The organism is Pseudomonas sp. S07E 245, assembly GCF_019599025.1.
Classification (GTDB): domain Bacteria; phylum Pseudomonadota; class Gammaproteobacteria; order Pseudomonadales; family Pseudomonadaceae; genus Aquipseudomonas; species Aquipseudomonas shirazensis.
On sequence record NZ_CP080625.1, the window covers coordinates 3,498,917 to 3,517,603 of the forward strand.

General features: G+C 55.4%; 10 protein-coding genes. 2 read left to right on the top strand and 8 right to left on the bottom strand.

The window, feature by feature from the left end; all coding sequences use genetic code 11:
- Positions 1-46: 46 nt before the first annotated feature.
- Positions 47-967, top strand: coding sequence for a hydrolase or metal-binding protein (locus tag K3F44_RS16090; protein ID WP_220632573.1), 921 nt, complete (start codon positions 47-49; stop codon positions 965-967).
- Positions 968-1,012: 45 nt separating this feature from the next.
- Positions 1,013-1,510: a JAB domain-containing protein gene (locus K3F44_RS16095; RefSeq protein WP_220632574.1), complete on the top strand. Its 498-nt coding sequence runs from the start codon at positions 1,013-1,015 to the stop codon at positions 1,508-1,510.
- Positions 1,511-1,673: 163 nt separating this feature from the next.
- Here K3F44_RS16095 and mcrC read toward each other — a convergent pair whose 3' ends face one another.
- From mcrC to K3F44_RS16135, 8 genes are all read right to left on the bottom strand, one after another.
- Entirely contained in the window at positions 1,674-2,807 is a 1,134-nt protein-coding gene (mcrC, locus tag K3F44_RS16100) for a 5-methylcytosine-specific restriction endonuclease system specificity protein McrC (protein ID WP_220632575.1), read from the bottom strand.
- Positions 2,807-5,023 (bottom strand): AAA family ATPase, encoded by a 2,217-nt coding sequence (locus K3F44_RS16105; RefSeq protein ID WP_220632576.1) that lies wholly within the window; start codon positions 5,021-5,023, stop codon positions 2,807-2,809. Before K3F44_RS16105 ends, mcrC begins: the two co-directional genes overlap by 1 nt.
- A 9-nt stretch (positions 5,024-5,032) precedes the next feature.
- Positions 5,033-8,020 carry a type I restriction endonuclease subunit R gene (locus tag K3F44_RS16110; protein ID WP_220632577.1) on the bottom strand — a complete coding sequence of 996 codons (2,988 nt, stop codon included), beginning with the start codon at positions 8,018-8,020 and terminating at the stop codon, positions 5,033-5,035.
- 4 nt (positions 8,021-8,024) lie between these two features.
- Positions 8,025-9,179: a restriction endonuclease subunit S gene (locus tag K3F44_RS16115; RefSeq protein WP_220632578.1), complete on the bottom strand. Its 1,155-nt coding sequence runs from the start codon at positions 9,177-9,179 to the stop codon at positions 8,025-8,027.
- Positions 9,172-10,698 (bottom strand): class I SAM-dependent DNA methyltransferase, encoded by a 1,527-nt coding sequence (locus K3F44_RS16120; RefSeq protein ID WP_220632579.1) that lies wholly within the window; start codon positions 10,696-10,698, stop codon positions 9,172-9,174. The genes K3F44_RS16115 and K3F44_RS16120 overlap by 8 nt, the downstream gene beginning before the upstream one ends.
- Entirely contained in the window at positions 10,695-12,191 is a 1,497-nt protein-coding gene (locus K3F44_RS16125; protein ID WP_220632580.1) for a class I SAM-dependent DNA methyltransferase, read from the bottom strand. The genes K3F44_RS16120 and K3F44_RS16125 overlap by 4 nt, the downstream gene beginning before the upstream one ends.
- Positions 12,192-12,405: 214 nt before the next feature.
- Positions 12,406-13,974, bottom strand: coding sequence for a hypothetical protein (locus K3F44_RS16130; protein WP_220632581.1), 1,569 nt, complete (start codon positions 13,972-13,974; stop codon positions 12,406-12,408).
- Positions 13,967-17,893: an N-6 DNA methylase gene (locus tag K3F44_RS16135; protein ID WP_220632582.1), complete on the bottom strand. Its 3,927-nt coding sequence runs from the start codon at positions 17,891-17,893 to the stop codon at positions 13,967-13,969. Before K3F44_RS16135 ends, K3F44_RS16130 begins: the two co-directional genes overlap by 8 nt.
- Between the last annotated feature and the right edge of the window lie 794 nt (positions 17,894-18,687).

The following is an 18,687-nucleotide window of genomic DNA, read 5'->3' on the forward strand; positions in this document are numbered from 1 at the left end:
TGCGCGGCCTCGGTGGCGTTTTTATTTCAGATACAGGAGAACTCCCATGCTCAAAGGTTTAGCCATCACACCCCCGATTTTGGGCAGAATTTCCATCGGTAAGGTCGTCGAAAAGAACGGCAAACGTCTGCCGGAAAAAGATGATCAGTTCACCATTACCTCGCAGGTTCAGAGCCGCGATGGCTGGCTGCTGCATCCACTCAATGAGGAGCTGCGCAATGGCCAGGACGGCAAGCTGCGCAGCGTTCCGATCCGTTTGCTGTTCAATGAGCCAGACCTCAACTTTCGGGCTGACTACAGCCTGTTCGACCGTAACACCGGCCGGCCGCTGTGCGTCGGCAATGGTGAGACCTGCAAGCGTTTAACCAAGGACGGCATCCAGTCGTTGCCCTGCCCTTCACCGGATGGCTGTTCACTGGCCCAAGGCAATACTTGTAAGCCTTACGGCCGGCTGAACGTGGTAATTGGCGATGACGATCCGCTGGGCAGTTTTGTCTTTCGCACCACGGGTTACAACAGCATCCGCACCCTGGCAGCACGCCTGCATTACCTGCAAGCCATCTCCGGCAATCGGCTGGCCTGTCTGCCGCTGGAGCTGCGTCTGCGCGGTAAATCCACCCGCCAGAGCCATGGCACGCCGATTTTCTACGTCGACATCACGGTACGCAGCGGGCTGCGCCTAGAAGATGCCTTACTGGAAGCCAAGCAACTGGAGGAGCACCGGCAAGCAGTGGGCTTTGACCAGAGCGCCTTGGATCACGCAGCCCGGCAAGGCTTTAACAACGGAGCCTTTGAAGACAGAGAGGAGGACAGCGGGTACGTCGTCGAAGAGTTCTTCCCCGCCCTTGAAGATCAATCCGGCCCTGTAGAGCCCCAAGGCCAACGGACAGCGCCTGCCCAATCCTCACTCGCACAAAAGTTGGAGTCGCAAGTCACTCGGCACTACAGCAAATCCACCGTCCAGTAACTGGATTTCTCAACCCGCCCTTCGCATTCGTACAGGAATACCCGCATGAAATATCACAAACTTATAGCCGGTGAAATGACCGGCACGTATGTAATGGAATCCCCGGTCACCGAAGCGGACATCATGCAGATGGCTCAACAGCTGGCGATGAGTCGCCTGTCTAAAGGCCGGTCACTGACTGAGCCGAAGCAGGTCTTCAGCCACCTGCAAACACTGCTGCAATACCACGAGTACGAAGTCTTTGCACTGCTGCTGCTCGACAGCAAACATCGGATAATTGAGTTCAGGGAACTGTTTCGCGGCAAGCTAGATGGCGCCAGCGTGTATCCAAGGGAAGTGGTCAAGATCGCCCTGGAGTACAAAGCAGCTGCAGTAATTCTGGTTCATAACCATCCCTCTGGAGATACCCAACTCAGCCAGGCTGATCACACCCTGACCACGACCCTTAAAAACGCCCTCAACATGATTGGCACCAAGACGTTGGATCATATCGTTGTGGGCAGTGAAGGCTGCGTATCGATGGCTCAACGAGGCTATTTATAATTCCTTGGCTAACACCACCCCATGTCTGCCCTTGGCTGATGCCGGGGCGGTCTTCGAACTAAATTTCTCTCACTTAATTTTTTTGTCATAAGTGGCTACGTAGCTAGCCGGATATGCAGTAATGCGGAAATCCGTACTGTTCGTGGTAAGTGCAACCGCCCAATCAGCTCGGATGACCAAATCCTCCCGTCGCAAAATTCAACAGCTGGTTTCGAATTTCTACAACTGAAGCTGCCAGATCAACTGTGGCAAACCGAATGGCATGCCCCTGAATCACGACCGTCTCGTCAACCGACAGGCCGATCGCGGGATGCAGCAGTAATCCGCTGGCGCAATCGGCAAGAGCATCGCCACGTCCCACCTGAGATCGCAGGTAGGCGTAGATTTGATACACATAGCCGCTACGCAGGGTTTCCTCGCGGTACCAGCCACTCGTCACGATTGATGTGAACTTGGTATCGATCACGATTCGACGCCCAGTTGATGGGTGATCGAGAACAACGTCAGTTCGCATGGAAGGCAAGATCTTGTCAATCCCAGCGGTTTTTTGCTCAATTTTCCAACCAAGTGCGCCACCGCACTTTACCCGCCACCCCTGAGGACTTAGCACCACCTCGTAGAGCCCGCCTACAGCCCGCTCGAACAATCGGCGCACCCACGTCACCTCTCGATCTGGCAACGAGAGCACATTCGCCCCAGACACTTCAGCCGGTATCGCCAAGTCAAGTGCCAGCTTCGCGGCTGCCACCATGAGTCGATCGTCGGCATCGTTACGTCCAAAACGATCGGTGCTCATTTGAGCTCGCGTGGGCGCCTCTCCAGACACCCCCAGCGCCTTCATGCCACTCGCAAGTGAGCGGCATCGGTGTGCAAGCTCTCTTCTCCGCACGATCCTTGAAATGGACTCCAGAGCCGCTCGGACAAAGCGATTGCGGGGCGTGTCGATAGTCAGCTCATCGAATCGGCATGCTACCAAACCGCGATCCAACAACTGGTGGCGTTCGCTAGTCAGGACATCGATACGGCCCCGGACACGATTAACCACGGCATCACGAGAACGATAGCCAAGACTTAGCCTGCGCCGTAGCCTCATCTCAACAGCATGAGCAAGAATCTCCGCAACCAGATCCGGCAGATCGTCAGGACTGTCTTCCAAGCCGACCTTGCCGATATCACAAGTGCGAAAGAGGTCCGAGGCATAGAGCATCAGCAGCCAAAGGTTGCGCACCGGAATGCGTCCGATGAAGCCCTCGGCACTCGCGGGCACGTTATCCACCAGCTCTTCGGCGATGCTCATCACCAACCCTGTGTCAGTCGTGCAATCGCCTTCTGTGCTTCGTCGGGCGCGTCGAACCAATATTCATCCAGCAGCGGGCCGATCTCCGTCTCTACAACCTGCTGGAACCACTTCTTCGTGTCTCCCAACTCTAGTCGATGCGCAGGTGTCACATAACTGTGGCCAATCCGGAACGGCTTACCGAGACGGGCATCCGCCGCAATTTGATCGTTCAGTTTGGAAAAGCGTTGTTCGATATCGTCCACCAGGACTGGATCAACAGCACACTCTTTCACCACCCATTCCCGCCATACGAGACCTAGCCTCGGCTCTAATCCAACGAAAGCGAAGCGGCGACGCAGTGCCAGATCGACCAGCGCCAATGATCGGTCAGCGATATTCATAGTGCCGATAACATAGAGATTTTCGGGAACGTGGACCGGACGCCGCTTGCCATCTGCATCTGGGTAGCAGAGTTCCAATGCTTCGCTTGGCGTGCGTTTCCCAGCTTCCAGCAGCGTCAATAGCTCTCCGAAGATCTGCGCGGGGTTACCACGATTGATCTCCTCAATCACCACAACAAACTTCGAAAACGGGTCTTTGCTGGCCGCCTTAATCGCTTCCATGAAGACACCGTCCGCCAGCGACAACTTTCCTTCGCCAGTCGGACGCCAGCCTCGTACGAAGTCCTCGTAGGAGAGGTTGGGATGGAACTGAACTGCTCGGACTTTGCTGTCGTCCTTCTGCCCCATTAGCGCGAACGCCAGCCGCTTGGCCAGCCAAGTCTTTCCAGTTCCCGGTGGCCCCTGCAGGATCAGGTTTTTCTTCGCTCGCAACCGATCGAGCAGAAGGTCGATCTCGGTCCGAGCAAGGAAGCACCCATCCTTGAGAATGTCCTCAGCCGAGTACGGGATGGTTGGCGCCGCCACCTGAAAGGCTTCACGAGCCGCACTTACGGTTACTTGGTCTTCAGCGACATCATCTTCAGCATCGCCAGAGGATAAAAGCTCGTCGTCCGGGTCCTTGTACATCCAGGACTCCAACGACAGGTCCGGAAAGCTGTGGACGGGATAACCGTCTTCGTTGAAGCGCGCACGCAGATCGTCAACCAGCTTTAGATAGCTCCCAGCGTTACAGGGACCTTGCTGACCACTAATGGCGACATTCAGACCTAGCCGCTTGTTGATGTAGTGACGCGACTGGCTATCGAGGGTCAGAAACTCCCACGGATGTGTCCAGTAAAGGCCTGTTGAGAGATTCCAGGCGACGCCCCACACTTGGGTCGCCTCGTCGTAAGCATGGATGAAAGCATCCCGGGTCGGCTGGTCGTCTTCCACCATGCTGTGAGCGGCCACGAACACTTTCCACAAAGCGTCAACGTCGCCCGCCCAGCGTTTGTCGGCGTAGGCAAAAAACCAGGAGCGCTGATTATTGAGGACGGGAATGCCCTCGAATGAAGGCGGAACTGAGACGGTTACACCTAACAACTTGGCCAGCTCACTCGCTATGATTTTGCGATTGGTATCGGTCATGGACCGGTTGAAGGTCCCCATAGTGGTGAACGGGCAAATATCCCGCAGCGGGCCACTGGTGCCATCTGGAAACTTGTCCTGCAGATAACCGAGTCCCGGCACACGCGAGCCGATCTCGTGGATACCCTCAATGAGCGGGGTTCGATCGTCCGCGTAGGTAAGCAGTTTTTCAGCCACCGCTTCGTAGAAGTCCGTCCACTGAAAGCGCTGCTTGTCCGACAAAACCGACCCAAAGCGCTCACGCCAATAGGGCTCATTGCGAAAGCGATCCACATCCTGCAACTGTTTGTCGAAGGCGAACGCGATCAACGCGTCGTTCATCCAATCACCTGGAGTCACACGCCAGATGGTGGCTCGGAAGGTATAGAAGTACCACTCACGCACCCCTTCAGTCGGTAACCACTGCACCTGCACTCGCTCACCATCTTGCGGATTGTCGAGGATGGTACCAATGGCCTTGATGCCCAGGACGGAAACAGTGCGCCCTCGGTTATCGAACGGCAGCCCATGTTTACGCGTATAGGCGGCCTTAATGGCGATCCGTTCTCCGGGGCGCATAGAGCGAACCAGAGCCATTTCCTTGTCGTTCGGTTTACTGATCTCCCAAAGCCCTTGAGAAAGAAAACGCTCGCTCTGGTCGTTGGTGTGTCCAAAGCTGGCGCCGACAAACCAAGTCGTACTCACTGTGCTGTCACTGGTGATCATCCATGTCCCCTAGTAATACTGTCGGATGTAGCTATAGGCTTTTTCAAAAAGCTCTTCATCCGCGTGCAGCTTGTACTTGAAGAGGGCTTTGCGCAGGGCTTTCTTGACCTCACGCTCACCAGCTTGCGTACCCTGCCAGCCAGGGAAGCGCACTAAACGCACGATCTCATCAATGTCCGCGACTACCCGCTCGACCATGATCGGCGTATCAGCCGTCTTAACCTCGTTGAACAACTCGGTCAATGCTGCCTTACCACGATCCTCGTCCTCTTCGGGCGGTATTTCCTTCTCGGCCTGCCGCGTTTCCTTGGCGATCTCCAGCAATGCTTTCAAAAACTCTACGCTGTTGATCTGCCCGGTCTCGAAGCGATCTTTCAACGCATCAAGTCGCTCCGATAATTGCTTGAACTTGGGGTTGCCACTGTGCCCACGAAGACGGCGCTTAAGTTTTATCTCGATTTCCTTCGCCTTCTTCGGGTCAGGGTTCGAAAGAACTGCCTCTAGCAGATCGGCGTCCAGTACCAGGGTGTCGAGGTCATCGCGCACAGCATCCACATGTACGTTCTGGTGAATCAGCTCGATAGTCTTGGCGCCTAGTGAGTGCCAGATCAGCTTGCCATGACCGCTGGAAGGCTGCACGGACTGATACACCTGTGAAAGCCACTTGTAGTCTTTCTCGAAAGGGCCCAGAACCGTATCGGGCGACAGCGCCTCCCAAATCTTGTTGAGTACGCTGTATTCGGCGGCAAAGTTGTCCCTCACCTCGTTGTTCGGCAAACACTCCTGCGCAGCCATCAGGCCTTCATAGCCTTGCTGGTCACGATCGATACCGGGGAAGAAGGCCAGACATTTCTGAATGGCTTCGGGCAGCTTGTCCTTCAGCTCTTGGATGTTGCTAACAACCTGTTTGACGCTCTGATCATCGAACTCCAGCGCAGAGGCCACATCGTCGAAGATACCCAGGTAATCAACGATCAGGCCATGAGTCTTCTGCTCGGAGTAGGTCCGGTTCACCCGGCATATCGCCTGCAACAAGGTGTGGTCACGCAGTGGCTTGTCCAGATACATCGCCTGCAAGATCGGCGCATCGAAACCAGTCAGTAATTTGGCTGTGACGATGATCAGCTTCAGCGGGTCGGCCGGGTCTCGGAAGCGGTCGAGCAACCGCTCCTCTTCATCGCGGGAGCGGTCGTAAGCTGCGTACTCCGGGTGCATTTTCTTATCGGCGGCCTGCACCGACATCACGATGTCGCTAGTCTCCGGTGGCAGCAGCTTATCCAACTCTGCCTTGAACAGCAGGCACGACTCCCGGTCGAAAGTGACGATCTGGCCCTTGAAGCCATTGGGTTCTACCTTGCCCTGAAAGTGCTGAACAATGTCCTCACATACCTTGCGGATACGCTCTGGCGTCTTAACCAACACCGCCATCTTCGCGGCAGTCTTGGCGAGGTTGTCCTTGTCCAGATCCGACAGGCCGCCGGTCAAGTCCTTGTAGGCGGCGTCGAGGGCAGCCTTGTCGATGTGCAGGTCAATTAGGCGCGGCTCGAAGTGCAGTTTCAGCGTGGCGCCGTCGCGGATTGACTCCTCGAAACCATACCGGCTCATGTAGCCCTTTTCGTCCTCGTCGGCACCAAAGGCATAGAAAGTGTTGCGGTCGGCGCGGTTAATGGGCGTGCCAGTCAGGCCGAACAGAAACGCATTGGGCAGGGCCTCGCGCATCTTGCGTCCCAGGTCGCCTTCTTGCGTGCGGTGGGCTTCGTCCACCAGCGCAATGATGTTGCTACGATCGTTCAGGCTACCTGTGGCCTCGCCGAATTTGAAAATCGTGGTAATGATGATCTTGCGCACATCCTGCGCTAGCAGTTGCTGCAGTTTCTCGCGCGTGTCGGCCTTTTCCAGATTAGGAATGTCCGCCCCAGTGAAGGTGCCGGTGATCTGGCTGTCGAGATCGATGCGGTCCACCACTATCAAAACCGTGGGGTTCTTCAAGCCCGCGTGCATACGTAGCTTTTGCGCGGCAAACACCATCAAAAGCGACTTTCCCGAACCCTGGAAATGCCAAATCAGGCCTTTCTTGGGATAGCCTGCCAGCACGCGCTCGACAATCTTATTGGCTGCCTCGTACTGCTGATAACGGCAGATGATCTTTATGCGGCGTTTCTTTTGGTCCGTCGCAAACAGCGTGAAACTACCCAGGATGTCCAGTACTACATGCGGCCGCAGCATGCTCTCGGCCGACAGCTTGAGGGATTTCAGTGGATGGTGCTGCGTATCGCCTCCATCTAGATGCCAGGGCCCCCAATCCTTGACCGGCAGGCCAATCGATCCGAAGTGGTAGGCCTTGCCCTCGGTGGCCACCGAAAACACGTTGCAGACGAACAGCTCCGGTACGAACTTTTCGTAGTCATCGTGTACCTGTACTGCGCCATCGACCCAGCTAATGCATTTTTTGACCGGCGTCTTGGCCTCGATCAGCACCAGCGGCAGACCGTTGACCAACAGCACTAGATCAGCCCGGCGTTCGGTAGGACCCGCGCGATAGATGTACTGCTGTGTGACGACATACTGATTCTGCGACAAATTATCCAGATCGATCAGCCGCACCGGCACATGCTCGTTGTTCTGACCGAAGGGCATAGAGCGCTCGCCGCGCATCCACGCAGTCATCTCTTCATTGGCCCGTATTAGGCCATCTGAACGCACCGATAGCACTATAGCGCGCAGCTTGTAGAGCACCTCATCGGCTCGATCTGGCTGTGCGGCGATCTCCGAGTTCAGGCGGATCAGCGCATCGCGTACCCAGCTCTCGACCAACACTTCCTGAATCTGGCGGGGTACTTCAGCAGGTGCCGCGTAGCGCCAGCCAATACCTATTGAGATGGGCCCATAGCTGACCAGCGGCTCTTGGGTGACATTAGCCGGTGCCGCCTTCACTGGGCCAGCGAGCAGGTCACGGACGTAAGCTTCGACAGTGTTGGACTCATTGAAAACGGCCATAGTGCTACTCCATTGACAACGCATTTAGATGGGCAGCACGGCGCATTTCATGAGTCATATCAAGCCGCAATGCCAACCGAATTTCTGCCGCCTCAATATCCTTGAGCTGACTTACCAACACCTGCTGTACTTCAAGTGGTGGAACGGGGATCGGGTAATTTTTCAGTAGACCGCAACTCAGCGCACGCTGGTTCGTACCCTGCGACCAATGACGAAGAGCCTCATATTTCGACTCCAACAGGTAAAACAGATACCAAGGGTCAAGCGAGCTTCCAGGAATAACTGCACCGAAGTTTTGGTTAATGCACGAGTCAATCGCTAGCATTGCTGCACGGCCTCGTGTTTGGCCTTCACCAATCATGGCAACGAGTGTTGCGCCCGCGGGGATTAATGCCAGAGGGCACTCCGATAACGCTTTCTCAGTGATGAATTCATCAGCAGCTCTAATTACCCGATCGTTAACTTTACCTGTCGGAAGCCATGGAATGCTCCCCTTCCAATAGGCATCAGTTGCTCGACGCGGTGTTGAGCCGTTTCTTATCTCTGCCACCGCGCCCATTCTGATTATTGGATAATCGCTGTTTGAGAACGCCTCTAGCGCTATCGACTTCCTTAATTTCGTCGCAGCTGTGAGCGCATGCAGAACAGCCTCCGACTGGTCCTCGACGGCAGAAAGGAAGTGGACTATTTGTTGCTGTTTTTCAAAAGGGGGCAACACAAATTCCTGAGCTGCCATCGTTTTCCAGTTGATCGTTGGCGATAGAGAGCCAACCGATATTTCCACTGCGCGCCTCATGAACAAATCGCTCTGCATGAACAATGGCAGAAATTCGGGTAACACAACCTCAGGTTTAGCACGCAGCACCATCGCATGGGCCGAGCAAATTCCATCGAACTCTGCTACACCCAACTTGCGCTGGTAAGCCCGGCGGCGCCCAAAAATAATATCGCCCTTCATGAACATCAGCTTGGTGGCTTCCACGTCATCCGGCGAGCCCCAACGGCGGATCTTCAGTGAGTCCGCATCGAGGTGTTCCAGGCCAACGTAGTGCTCCATGCCAGACTCGGACGGGTTGTCGATGCGGACATTGACGTTGGTCGCCATTTGATCGAAGCGCCAGACCGTCCAACCTGAGTTAAGATTTTTGTGATCAGACACGCTCGATGTCCTCCGTGATCAGTCCATCCAACGTTTCTCTCAGCGTGTCCATCTGTTGCCAGAAAGCGCGACTGTCGTTTTGCCATTGGTCCCAGGTGGAGCGCAACGATACCGCATCGCCATTGCTGTCAATTGAGGGTGCGGCCGCAACTCGCTTCACGTACAGCGGGATCGACAAGTTGCCATCATTGGCACCGATTTCGGCCAGAGTGGCGACCTTGGCGAAACCAGACACATCCACAAAAGTCTTGTAAGCGGTCAGGATGTGCTGCTGGTGCTCAAGCTTGAGGAAACTCTGTGCTCGCTCGCGGGTGACCTCGTTCACCGCATCGATGAAGATCACTTTGCCCTTGCGCGCAGCCGTCTTCTTGCCGTTACAGATGACGATGCACGACTCCATTGGGGAGTTATAGAACAGGTTGGGGCCCAAGCCGATGACTGCCTCGACCCAGTCCTGCTCAATCATCTTGGTGCGCATCGCCCGTTCTTCATTGCGGAACAGCACTCCATGTGGCCAGAGCACAGCGCTACGCCCCTTGGCCGTCAGGCTGGTCAGGATGTGCTGCTGAAAGGCGTAATCGGCGCGGCCTTGCGGTGGAGTGCCGAGAGAGTTGCGACCCCACTTGTCACTGCTCCAAGCCTCGCGGTTCCACTGTTTAATGGAATATGGCGGGTTGGCCAGGATCACGTCGAACTGGCGAAGTCGGTCGCCCTCGATGTGCTTCGGATCGGCCAGGGTGTCGCCCCGGATGATTTCAAAGTCTTCAACTCCGTGCAGGAACAAATTCATACGGGCAATACTTGACGTTATGAGGTTGCGCTCCTGACCATAGAGTTTGAGCGTGCGGTACTCGCCGCTTGAGCGTTTCACCTCGTCCAGCGCCGAAATCAACATGCCGCCGGTACCGCACGTGGGGTCATAGATCGACTCGCCTGCCTGGGGCTCCAGGAGCTGCGTCATCAGGTGGACGACGGTCCGGTTAGTGTAGAACTCGGCTGCCGTATGGCCCGAGTCATCAGCGAACTTCTTGATCAGGTACTCGTAGGCATTGCCAAGCTCGTCTTCGGGCACGTTGACCACCGAAAGCGTCTGGGTCGAAAAGTGCTCAATGAGGTTTTTAAGCGTTTCGTCGGGTAAGCGCTCCCGGTTAGTCCAGGACGCATCGCCGAAAATGCCATCGAGCAGATCCGGGTTGGCTGATTCAATGTCGCGCATGGCCCTTTGAATCGCAGCTCCCACATTCGTCGCAGTCTGTCTTACATCCTTCCAATGGGCTCCATCAGGAATCTGAAACCTGTGGTTTTCAGCGAACTGGGCGTAAGAGAGGTCGCCGGCGGAGTTGGCTAGCGCCGCTTGGTATTCCTCCTCCCATACATCGGCTACACGTTTGTAGAACAGCAGGGGGAAGATGAACTGCTTGTAGTCGCCCGCATCGATGAGGCCACGCAGCAGCACGGCTGCGCCCCAAAGGTAGCTTTCAAGTTCTTGTTGGGTGATGCGTTTGCTTGGGTGACTCATTTCAGCCAGTCCCCTTCTGTCATGACCTTCGCGAGTCGTTCTTCGGTCTCGCGACAGCGGGTGAGTGCGTCCTTGAATTCCGCAATGGCGTCAGGCAGTGGCGGAATATCTTCTTGCCGCGGCGGCAGGACATAGCGCGAAATGTTCAGCGTCCAGTCTTCCGCCTTAATTTCATCAAGGGTGACGACCCTTGCTGCATCCTGCACATCGATAAAGCTTTGATAACAGGCCAGAATTTCATCGGCATGTTCCCGCTCAAGGAAGTTTTGCGCTCGCCCCCGCTTGAACAGGCGTGATGCGTCGACGATTAATACTTTATTTTTGTGTTCAACTGGCTTGCGTTTGCGTAGGACCAAGATACTTGCGGCAAGGCTCGTGCCGTAGAAAAGATTGGGTGCAAGACCGATAACGGTATCAATCAAGTCCATTTCCAACAACTTCTGGCGGATGCTGCCTTCCGCGCCTTTGCGAAATAAGGCCCCCTGGGGTAGTACCACAGCCATTCGCCCCGTTGCATCAGCCATGGATTTGACCATGTGTTGCACCCAGGCGAAGTCGCCCGAATTGGATGGTGGTAGACCAGCGAAATTCCGGCCGAAAGGATCATTGATCCACTGTTCCTCCCCCCATCTTTCAAGCGAAAAGGGCGGATTGGCAATCACGCAGTCGAAATTCGCCAGATGGTCGCCTTCGAAGAAAGCAGGGTTGCGCAGCGTGTCGCCTCGCACTACCTGGAAGTCCTCAATGCCGTGCAGGAACAAGTTCATGCGGGCGATGGCTGAGGTCGTTAGGTTTTTCTCCTGGCCGAAGAGCTTGCCCCAAAGGCGTTTTACATCGCCGTGTTTTTCCTTCACATGCTGAACAGCAGCGAGCAACATACCTCCCGTCCCACAGGCTGGGTCGTAGATGGTGTCGGTCTCTTTCGGATCGAGCATGTCGATCATCAGCCGCACCACGCTGCGAGGGGTATAGAACTCACCGGCTTTCTTGTTAGTAGCGTCGGCAAATTTCTTGATCAGGTATTCGTAGGCGTCGCCTAGAAGGTCTGAACTTACATTTTTGTTGCCTAGCGGGAGCTTGGAGAAGTGCTCGATCAAATCCTTAAGAAGAGGATCCGAGAGACGCTCCTTGTTCGACCACTGCGCATCGCCAAAGACGCCGTAAAGGCTCTCTGGGTTCGCTTTTTCGATCTCACGCATAGCCCATTGAAGAGCTGAGCCTACGTTGATCGACTTCTCGCGCACATGCTCCCAGTGACAGTAGTCTGGAATCTGGAATCGATGCGACTCAGGGAAAAGAGCCAGTTCAGGATCGCCGCCCTCGTCAAGGACTTCGCGACTCTCGTCATCCCAGACGTCGCAGATGCGCTTGAAGAACAGCAGCGGAAAAATGTAGGTCTTGAAATCGGCCGCATCCACCGGGCCGCGAAGGATGTTGGCTGATTCCCAGAGGTGGCTTTCGAGTTGATTAAGTGTGATTTTTTGCTCGCTCAAACGCGTAGCCCTTTTTAATAAAAATCGCCGCAAAGCGGCCTATATGCGTGATGATTCTTCGTTTGTTAGCCGAAAAAATTGGTATGTTTAGCGATGTACCCACTATCTTCTTCTGCTTCTCGATAAATCCCTCAGGGAAGTCTTAACCAATCTTTGCTAGCTGACATTTTTTGGATACCGAGTACAGGCAAAGCCAAACCATCAGAGAACCTGGTTACTGATTTGGCAACTCGCGAGCAAGCGAAGCGGCCAGTTCAACACAGAGATGCAGCGCAGAATACGCAGTACAGGGATCAATTGGCGCGCCCTCTTGGTGTTGCCCAAAATCTCCAAACCCTTGGACTGCATTCGCGAGCACATATGTGCTCTTAGTAACATATTGCGCACATGGGTCGCACCGCTGTGTGCCTGTCATGAGATCAAGCAGTCGAAGACGCTGGCCGCCTTGAGGAAAACGTGTCAGCCACTCTTCGGCTCTACTCTCCCCATTAATTCGCCATACTGAAGTCCATTCTGATGGGATTCGCTTCTTATCGAATTCGGCGCTCCAGATCATTTCTAGAGCTCGATCAACGATTCCACGAATGTTTGAGAAGAACACCTTTGGAAAGTCAGGTAACTCCCTCACGCCCAAGGTCAAATAGCGTTGAAGCTCCTTATCTATGCCGCCAATTTGCGCAACTCTTCGCTCCAGGACGTACCTCATATTGAGTAGATAGTCTCCTTGGTCACGGAACAAACGTACTATGGCATTACCCTCGTTTGAGTGTTCCTCCAAATATCTCGCCAGCAGCCTACTCGGTCTCTGCATCCTGTTTGCAGCTGAGTGGACGAACCCACGATCAATAAGCGCCTCCGCATCTGCAGTTGCGATGCCAGTGCGAGCGACAGTCCCCTCATCCAGAACACGCCGCAGCAGGTCTTGAGAAGAAGGCGGGCAATCGATCCAGAGCGCGTCTAGCTTATCGCGCAGAGCAGGGAATGCACTGTCACATGCAGCCCGTATTGCTTCGGGGCTGACTGTTCCCGCTGTGCTCGCTTCGCAAACGGCGTTGAGAACACCTAGCGTCAATATTGGAAATCCGTTACTCGCGTTCCAGAGTTCTGTTTGAGCTCCCGCAGCGAAATTCAGAGCAGGGAAAGACGCCAACAAGGAAGACATATCGCGCTCATCGAAACATCCGATGTGTACCTTCGTGTCGAAAATCCCCCAAAAATCACTGGTCTGGGACTCCGGACTTCGTAGCAACTGGTACAGACTTCGGCGACTTGCGGTTACAAGTCGAAAACTCGGCTTGCGGGCTAAGTCCAACAATTGATCCCACAAATTGCGCGTCAACTGACCGTTGGCCAGCGGCTTGTCAAAGCCATCCATAATCGCCAGCACTTTGGCGCCCTCGTCCTTCAGAAGGTCGAGAACCTCAGCAATGTCCCGATACGGATTTCCTTGCGAACTTCTGAGATGCTCGGCGTAGTCGTGATGGCTATTTTTCAGCGCACAAGAAAGCTCCCGCGCCAGGGCTTGCATGAAAAGCTCGTCTGTCCCCGGCGTCTGATGGCCGAGATCCCAAAGCACGACCGCTGAATAGGGTGAACCGGCCTTCTGCAACCGTGCAGTAAGCTCATGCAGAATCACTGTCTTGCCCGCGAATCTCGGACCTACCACTTGCAAGTGATCCGGAATCGCCTTAGTAAGCGCCCCCATCATCTTCTGCAGAATATCCGCCCGCCCGATCATGGGTGGCACCGAGGTACCTAAAATAGGAAATCGTATATCAGGCATTGTCTTCCTCTGCCTCCGTGCGTGCGCGACTAGCCACTACATCGGAATCCTGTTGTTGTTCGATCCAATCCGCCATAAGTGGAATGGCCAGGTGGTATTGACCATCACCTATCTCGCCGGAGAACTCGATTAGTTCCAGCTCACGCAAATAAGCCAGATCGGCGTCTAGTGCTTCGTCGTCGACATCTACGCCGACCTGCGCTAATTGCTCGTTCAGGGTGCCGAAGCCAATGTGCGTTCCATGCTTGAAGCTCATCGCGCAAAGCATCAGGATCAAATGCCGGCGGTGACGCCCACTGCCTGGACCATGGCCGGCGTAGTCCCACAAGCTGGCGAAATGCTCGTTGTCCCGGACTAGCCCAAGTGCTGCATCATTGACCACGCTCGCGGTAATTGACCGGCTCTTGGTCTGCACGGCGTAATCGAACACTCGATTACACAAGCACTGCATAAGGTAGGGATGCCGTGCTGTGACCTCAATCACACGCTCGACGGCCTCCTTCGAAAATGCCAATTGATCACGTACGGGCTCGATGACCACTTTGCGCGCGCTTTCCGTATCCAGCACTGTCACTGGAATGCTCATTCCGAGGCCGTATAGTGCAGACCAATATTCCTCACGCAGTCGCTTCAGACGACGTGATCCGGTCAGGATGGCTGAGAATTTCGGATAAGTTTGGATCAGAAAGCGGATGTTCTCTGGCACCTGAGGTGAGGTCACACCGTTGTCGATGCCCTCTTGTAGCTTGTCAAACTCGTCGAGCATTAAAACCAAACCAAGCTCCAGAGGTTCCAGAGCGGTCAGCACCAATTCTAGATACTCACGGAAGTCTGCAAACGGTGACTCGGTACTGATGCCCTCACGGCAGGCGCGCGCGACCCCTAGTGCTCGCTTACCATTGGCAATTACCTGGCCATTGGGCAACGGTACACCTACGCCCAGCTTCGTTACGGCGGTGGCAATACTACGCGCAATCTCACGGAATACCTCAGCAGTGGGAACACCCACAACTTGCGAGGCGCCTTCGGCCCCTTGCAGGCTGGAATAGACCGTCAACCAGCCCGGGATGGCGGAGCACCCCTCCAAATGCTTAAGGACTGAGGTCTTGCCAGCCCTCCGGTTGCCTTCGAGCAGTACCACGTTACCGTGGGTCGCGATCTGGCGACTGATCTTACCGATCAGTTCTTCACGGCCATAGAAAACACCGTGGCCATGCCTTGGCTCCAGCGGGCTTCCAGTCACATAGGGACTCCCGCCGAGTTCGGCAGATAATGTGTTCGCCATTTGCTCAGGTTCGGCCACGCGGATAGCCAGCTCGATCGCGCCTTCGACCACCTGACCAGACAAGGCACGCGCATGCCATTGCATGCACAACGTAAGATCACTACCTTGCTGGGGCACATCCCCACGCAGATTAATCACGAAAGTACTTCGCTCCGCGAGATAGGGTATTTCAGCGATGCCCCAGTCAGGCTGCGTTTCTATACGCACATTGCGCAGAGGCAAAGCACCATGGTTCTCCAGCTCAACAGAAAACTCGGCGAAGCAACCTGCGACCAGTGATGCTGGCGAGGCGCGTACCTGCAGACCAACGGCATCGATTAGGTCCGTAATTGCAGCACGCAGCCAATCGCGCAGACGCTCGGCGATGGCTCGGGCCTGCGATTCGGCGGGCAGATGACCGGTCGTCTGTACTAGTACAGCCTGCACACCACGCTCTGCATCCTGCAACACACTCAAAAGTCCGGGCCCTTGCGGAATCTGCGCTACTCCTGCCAGAGGGAGTAGTGCTTGATTGAGCGGCATTAACCAATTCGCCTGGCTGCCGACCTGCCCATGAGCCACCCAATTCCGACCCTTATTAATCAAGGTTGCAACGGGCTCAAAGTGACTAAGTGCAGGAGTCTCGTCCAGGCCGCCTACAAACCTGGGCACCTTTTCGTCTAACTCGGCGAGCCAGGCAGTAAGGCGGCCAGACTCCCGGCTTCCCGTGGCTTGCGACAGAAACGTAAGTGCATCGGTGCCGAACTCGCGAAATTGCGCGGAGGCACGGGCTTGCATCTGCAGCGGCGGCAGCGGTACCGGCAAGCCATCAAGCACGGCCCGATTGAGGTGTTGAATCACCGCTCCGCGTGATTGAGCGGCCAGCCAGTTTTGACAGGCAGAGCTTGAGAGATAGGCAAGCAGGAAGCTCGGGTCCAGCCGTTCTTGGTTGACGCGCAGCACATAGAGTCCGTTCGCAGCAATTGACCCGACCGCAACATTCCGCACCAAGGCGGACTTACCGATGGTACCGGACTTGGATACCAGCACATCACCGGGCAACAACGCCCAACGCTGCTCGACGCTGACCAGCTCCGGCCGCAACCAACTGGAAGCGCGACCCACCTTGCCCGAGCTCAGATCCCTGATTCGTAAATAGCCCACAGCCCGTTCGAAGGGGGGGTGATCCATCAAATCGGCTGATTTGATGGACCGCCCGGAAAACACTTTAGCCACGTCAGACAGAGTAACCACTGCGTCAGACTTACCCAGGGCTTCCTGAATACTGCCCAAAAGCTCATCCAACCCCCCCTTTTCGCGACGACGGGGCGACAAATCCCACTCAGCGGCTGCAAGCTCCTCGACGCTCACCTCCCATACCGAACGCGCTAGAACACCGGAGCCCGGCACACCTTCGGAAACACCGGGTAGCAGATCACTGTGTTTGCGTAGTTCTGCTCCTCGCACCTCACTAGCAAGTTGCTCAGCCTGTGCCGCGAGTATCAACGGAGCTTTGCGACCTGACCTCGGCTCAAACAAGGCACTGGCATCGACCATCCGTACACGGTTAGCGCCTCCCTGCTTAGTCAGCACCAACAAGCTGCCTTTAACATGTGTGTAGGGAGCAAACGCGCCCGGTGGCAGGCCGATTACAGCTTCCACCTGACCCTGTTCCAGCAGGTATCGGCGCAACTCACGCTCAGCCCCACCGCGAAACAAGAAACCCTCGGGTACCGCAATCACTGCGCGGCCCTGCGGTTTCAGCTGCGACAGCGCGTGCTGCACAAACAACCCCGTGCTGTCATTGGTGGGAATGGCAAAATGTTGATAGCGCCAAAGCTCGCGACTGGTCCTGACGCCGATGGGCGGGTTGGCAAGAACTAAATCGAATCCCTGTCTACTGGAGCTGCTTAGCAACTCGCGCTCCAGGCTGTTGTTCCATTCCAGACGTGGGCTATCAATGCCCGCTAGCAGCATACGCGTGAGCCCGATTAGGAAAGTGCTCGCGTTGATCTCGATACCTGCGACTTCGAGCAATGCACCCGGACGGCGCTGCTCGACAAGGCTGCGATCGGCCTGCTGCCAAGCCGCCACCAGAAAATTCCCGGAGCCAAAGCACGGGTCATACACCCTCTCACCTGGTTGCGGATTGGCCAAAGCGGCGACGAGATAGGCGATATTGGCCGGCGTGGAGAATTGGCCGTGGTAGATATCGCTTGTTTCGGTCAACACTTGATCGAATATATCGAGCAAAGAGGAACGCTCACTTGGCGTCTCAAAGGGCAATTCCCCCACCCAGCGCACAAAGTCAATCAGGTAAACAAAGTTCACCTTTAGCACTCGACGCAATGGATCGACCAAGGCATGTAAGTAGCTGACAACCGGATGCTCCGCGTCGACCTTCAGGTGTTCTATGTAGTTGGCCAGTTCCTGCAGCCGGTCAGCGATGACTCCAGAATGGTCTAGGCGAAACCAGTGGCGCCACTGAAGCGACTGCGGGAGAAGAGGCTGGTGAACACGGTTTTCGAAAACCGCTATCGCCTCTAATTCAGCCTCTTGCATATCGACCCACCGAAGCACCAGTAGAGTCGCGAAAACCTCTCGAGTGAACGACTTGGATTCGCTAACAGGCATCTCGCTTCTCAACGCATCCATTGCCGCAATCCATTGCGACGTAGCATCGCGCAGTACTTGCTCTTGTACGAACCTCACAGCTCCATGCCTTCGGTGTTGAGCTCATCGCAAGCACGCTTAACGTGCTTCTGCACCTCAGCGCGGCGGTGGTTGAAGTTGTTCTGGATCATGTCTGTTCCTGTTGTTCTGTTGGCCTAAGGCATCAGGCAACCATTGACACGTTAAGGCCGCTATAGGTGCGGATTGATAAATCGCGCGATCAAACAGCGCACCGCCAGTGTCCAACTATCCCTGGATAAGCGCTGGCACAACGCGCAGTGCCAACCGATGCGCCTTAGCGACGGTGCGCTGCGTAGCTGCACGATGATGAATGATCGCAGTGAAGGCAGGGTACTTCGGCAAGGCTTGCTGCCGAATGAGCACCTCATCTGCGGCACTGCTAACGGTGAGTGTAAACTCTGTAACGCGCTCAAAAGGGAATGTTTGCCCCCAGCTCCCGAGATGACTCGATCAGGCGCGCTAGGTCACCCGTCTCTGCCAACAACTACCAAACTGCCGCCAGGGCCTGAATGCCCGTACTGAGCTGAAAAGCTAGCCGTTCAGAGGAGGAATTGCGCCAAACAAAATCGGTCACATAGAACAGCCGACCAAGATTCTAGCCCCTCAGCAGCTGATAAAAAACAGGAATCACCTAGGGGTCGAACCAACCATAGCGTCTGAGTAGTCACAGACACGGTCCGCCTGCTGATTGGTCTCATAACGACGGTACCCCTTCTCACGGCGATACCATTGCTCACGAGTCAACTGACGGATCC

Coding starts and splice junctions, on each gene's coding strand:
- K3F44_RS16130 (WP_220632581.1), bottom strand. CDS start 13,974: ATGCCTGATATACGATTTCCTATTTTAGGTACCTCGGTGCCACCCATG.
- mcrC (WP_220632575.1), bottom strand. CDS start 2,807: ATGAGCATCGCCGAAGAGCTGGTGGATAACGTGCCCGCGAGTGCCGAG.
- K3F44_RS16110 (WP_220632577.1), bottom strand. CDS start 8,020: ATGGCCGTTTTCAATGAGTCCAACACTGTCGAAGCTTACGTCCGTGAC.
- K3F44_RS16135 (WP_220632582.1), bottom strand. CDS start 17,893: ATGGATGCGTTGAGAAGCGAGATGCCTGTTAGCGAATCCAAGTCGTTC.
- K3F44_RS16105 (WP_220632576.1), bottom strand. CDS start 5,023: ATGATCACCAGTGACAGCACAGTGAGTACGACTTGGTTTGTCGGCGCC.
- K3F44_RS16095 (WP_220632574.1), top strand. CDS start 1,013: ATGAAATATCACAAACTTATAGCCGGTGAAATGACCGGCACGTATGTA.
- K3F44_RS16090 (WP_220632573.1), top strand. CDS start 47: ATGCTCAAAGGTTTAGCCATCACACCCCCGATTTTGGGCAGAATTTCC.
- K3F44_RS16120 (WP_220632579.1), bottom strand. CDS start 10,698: ATGAGTCACCCAAGCAAACGCATCACCCAACAAGAACTTGAAAGCTAC.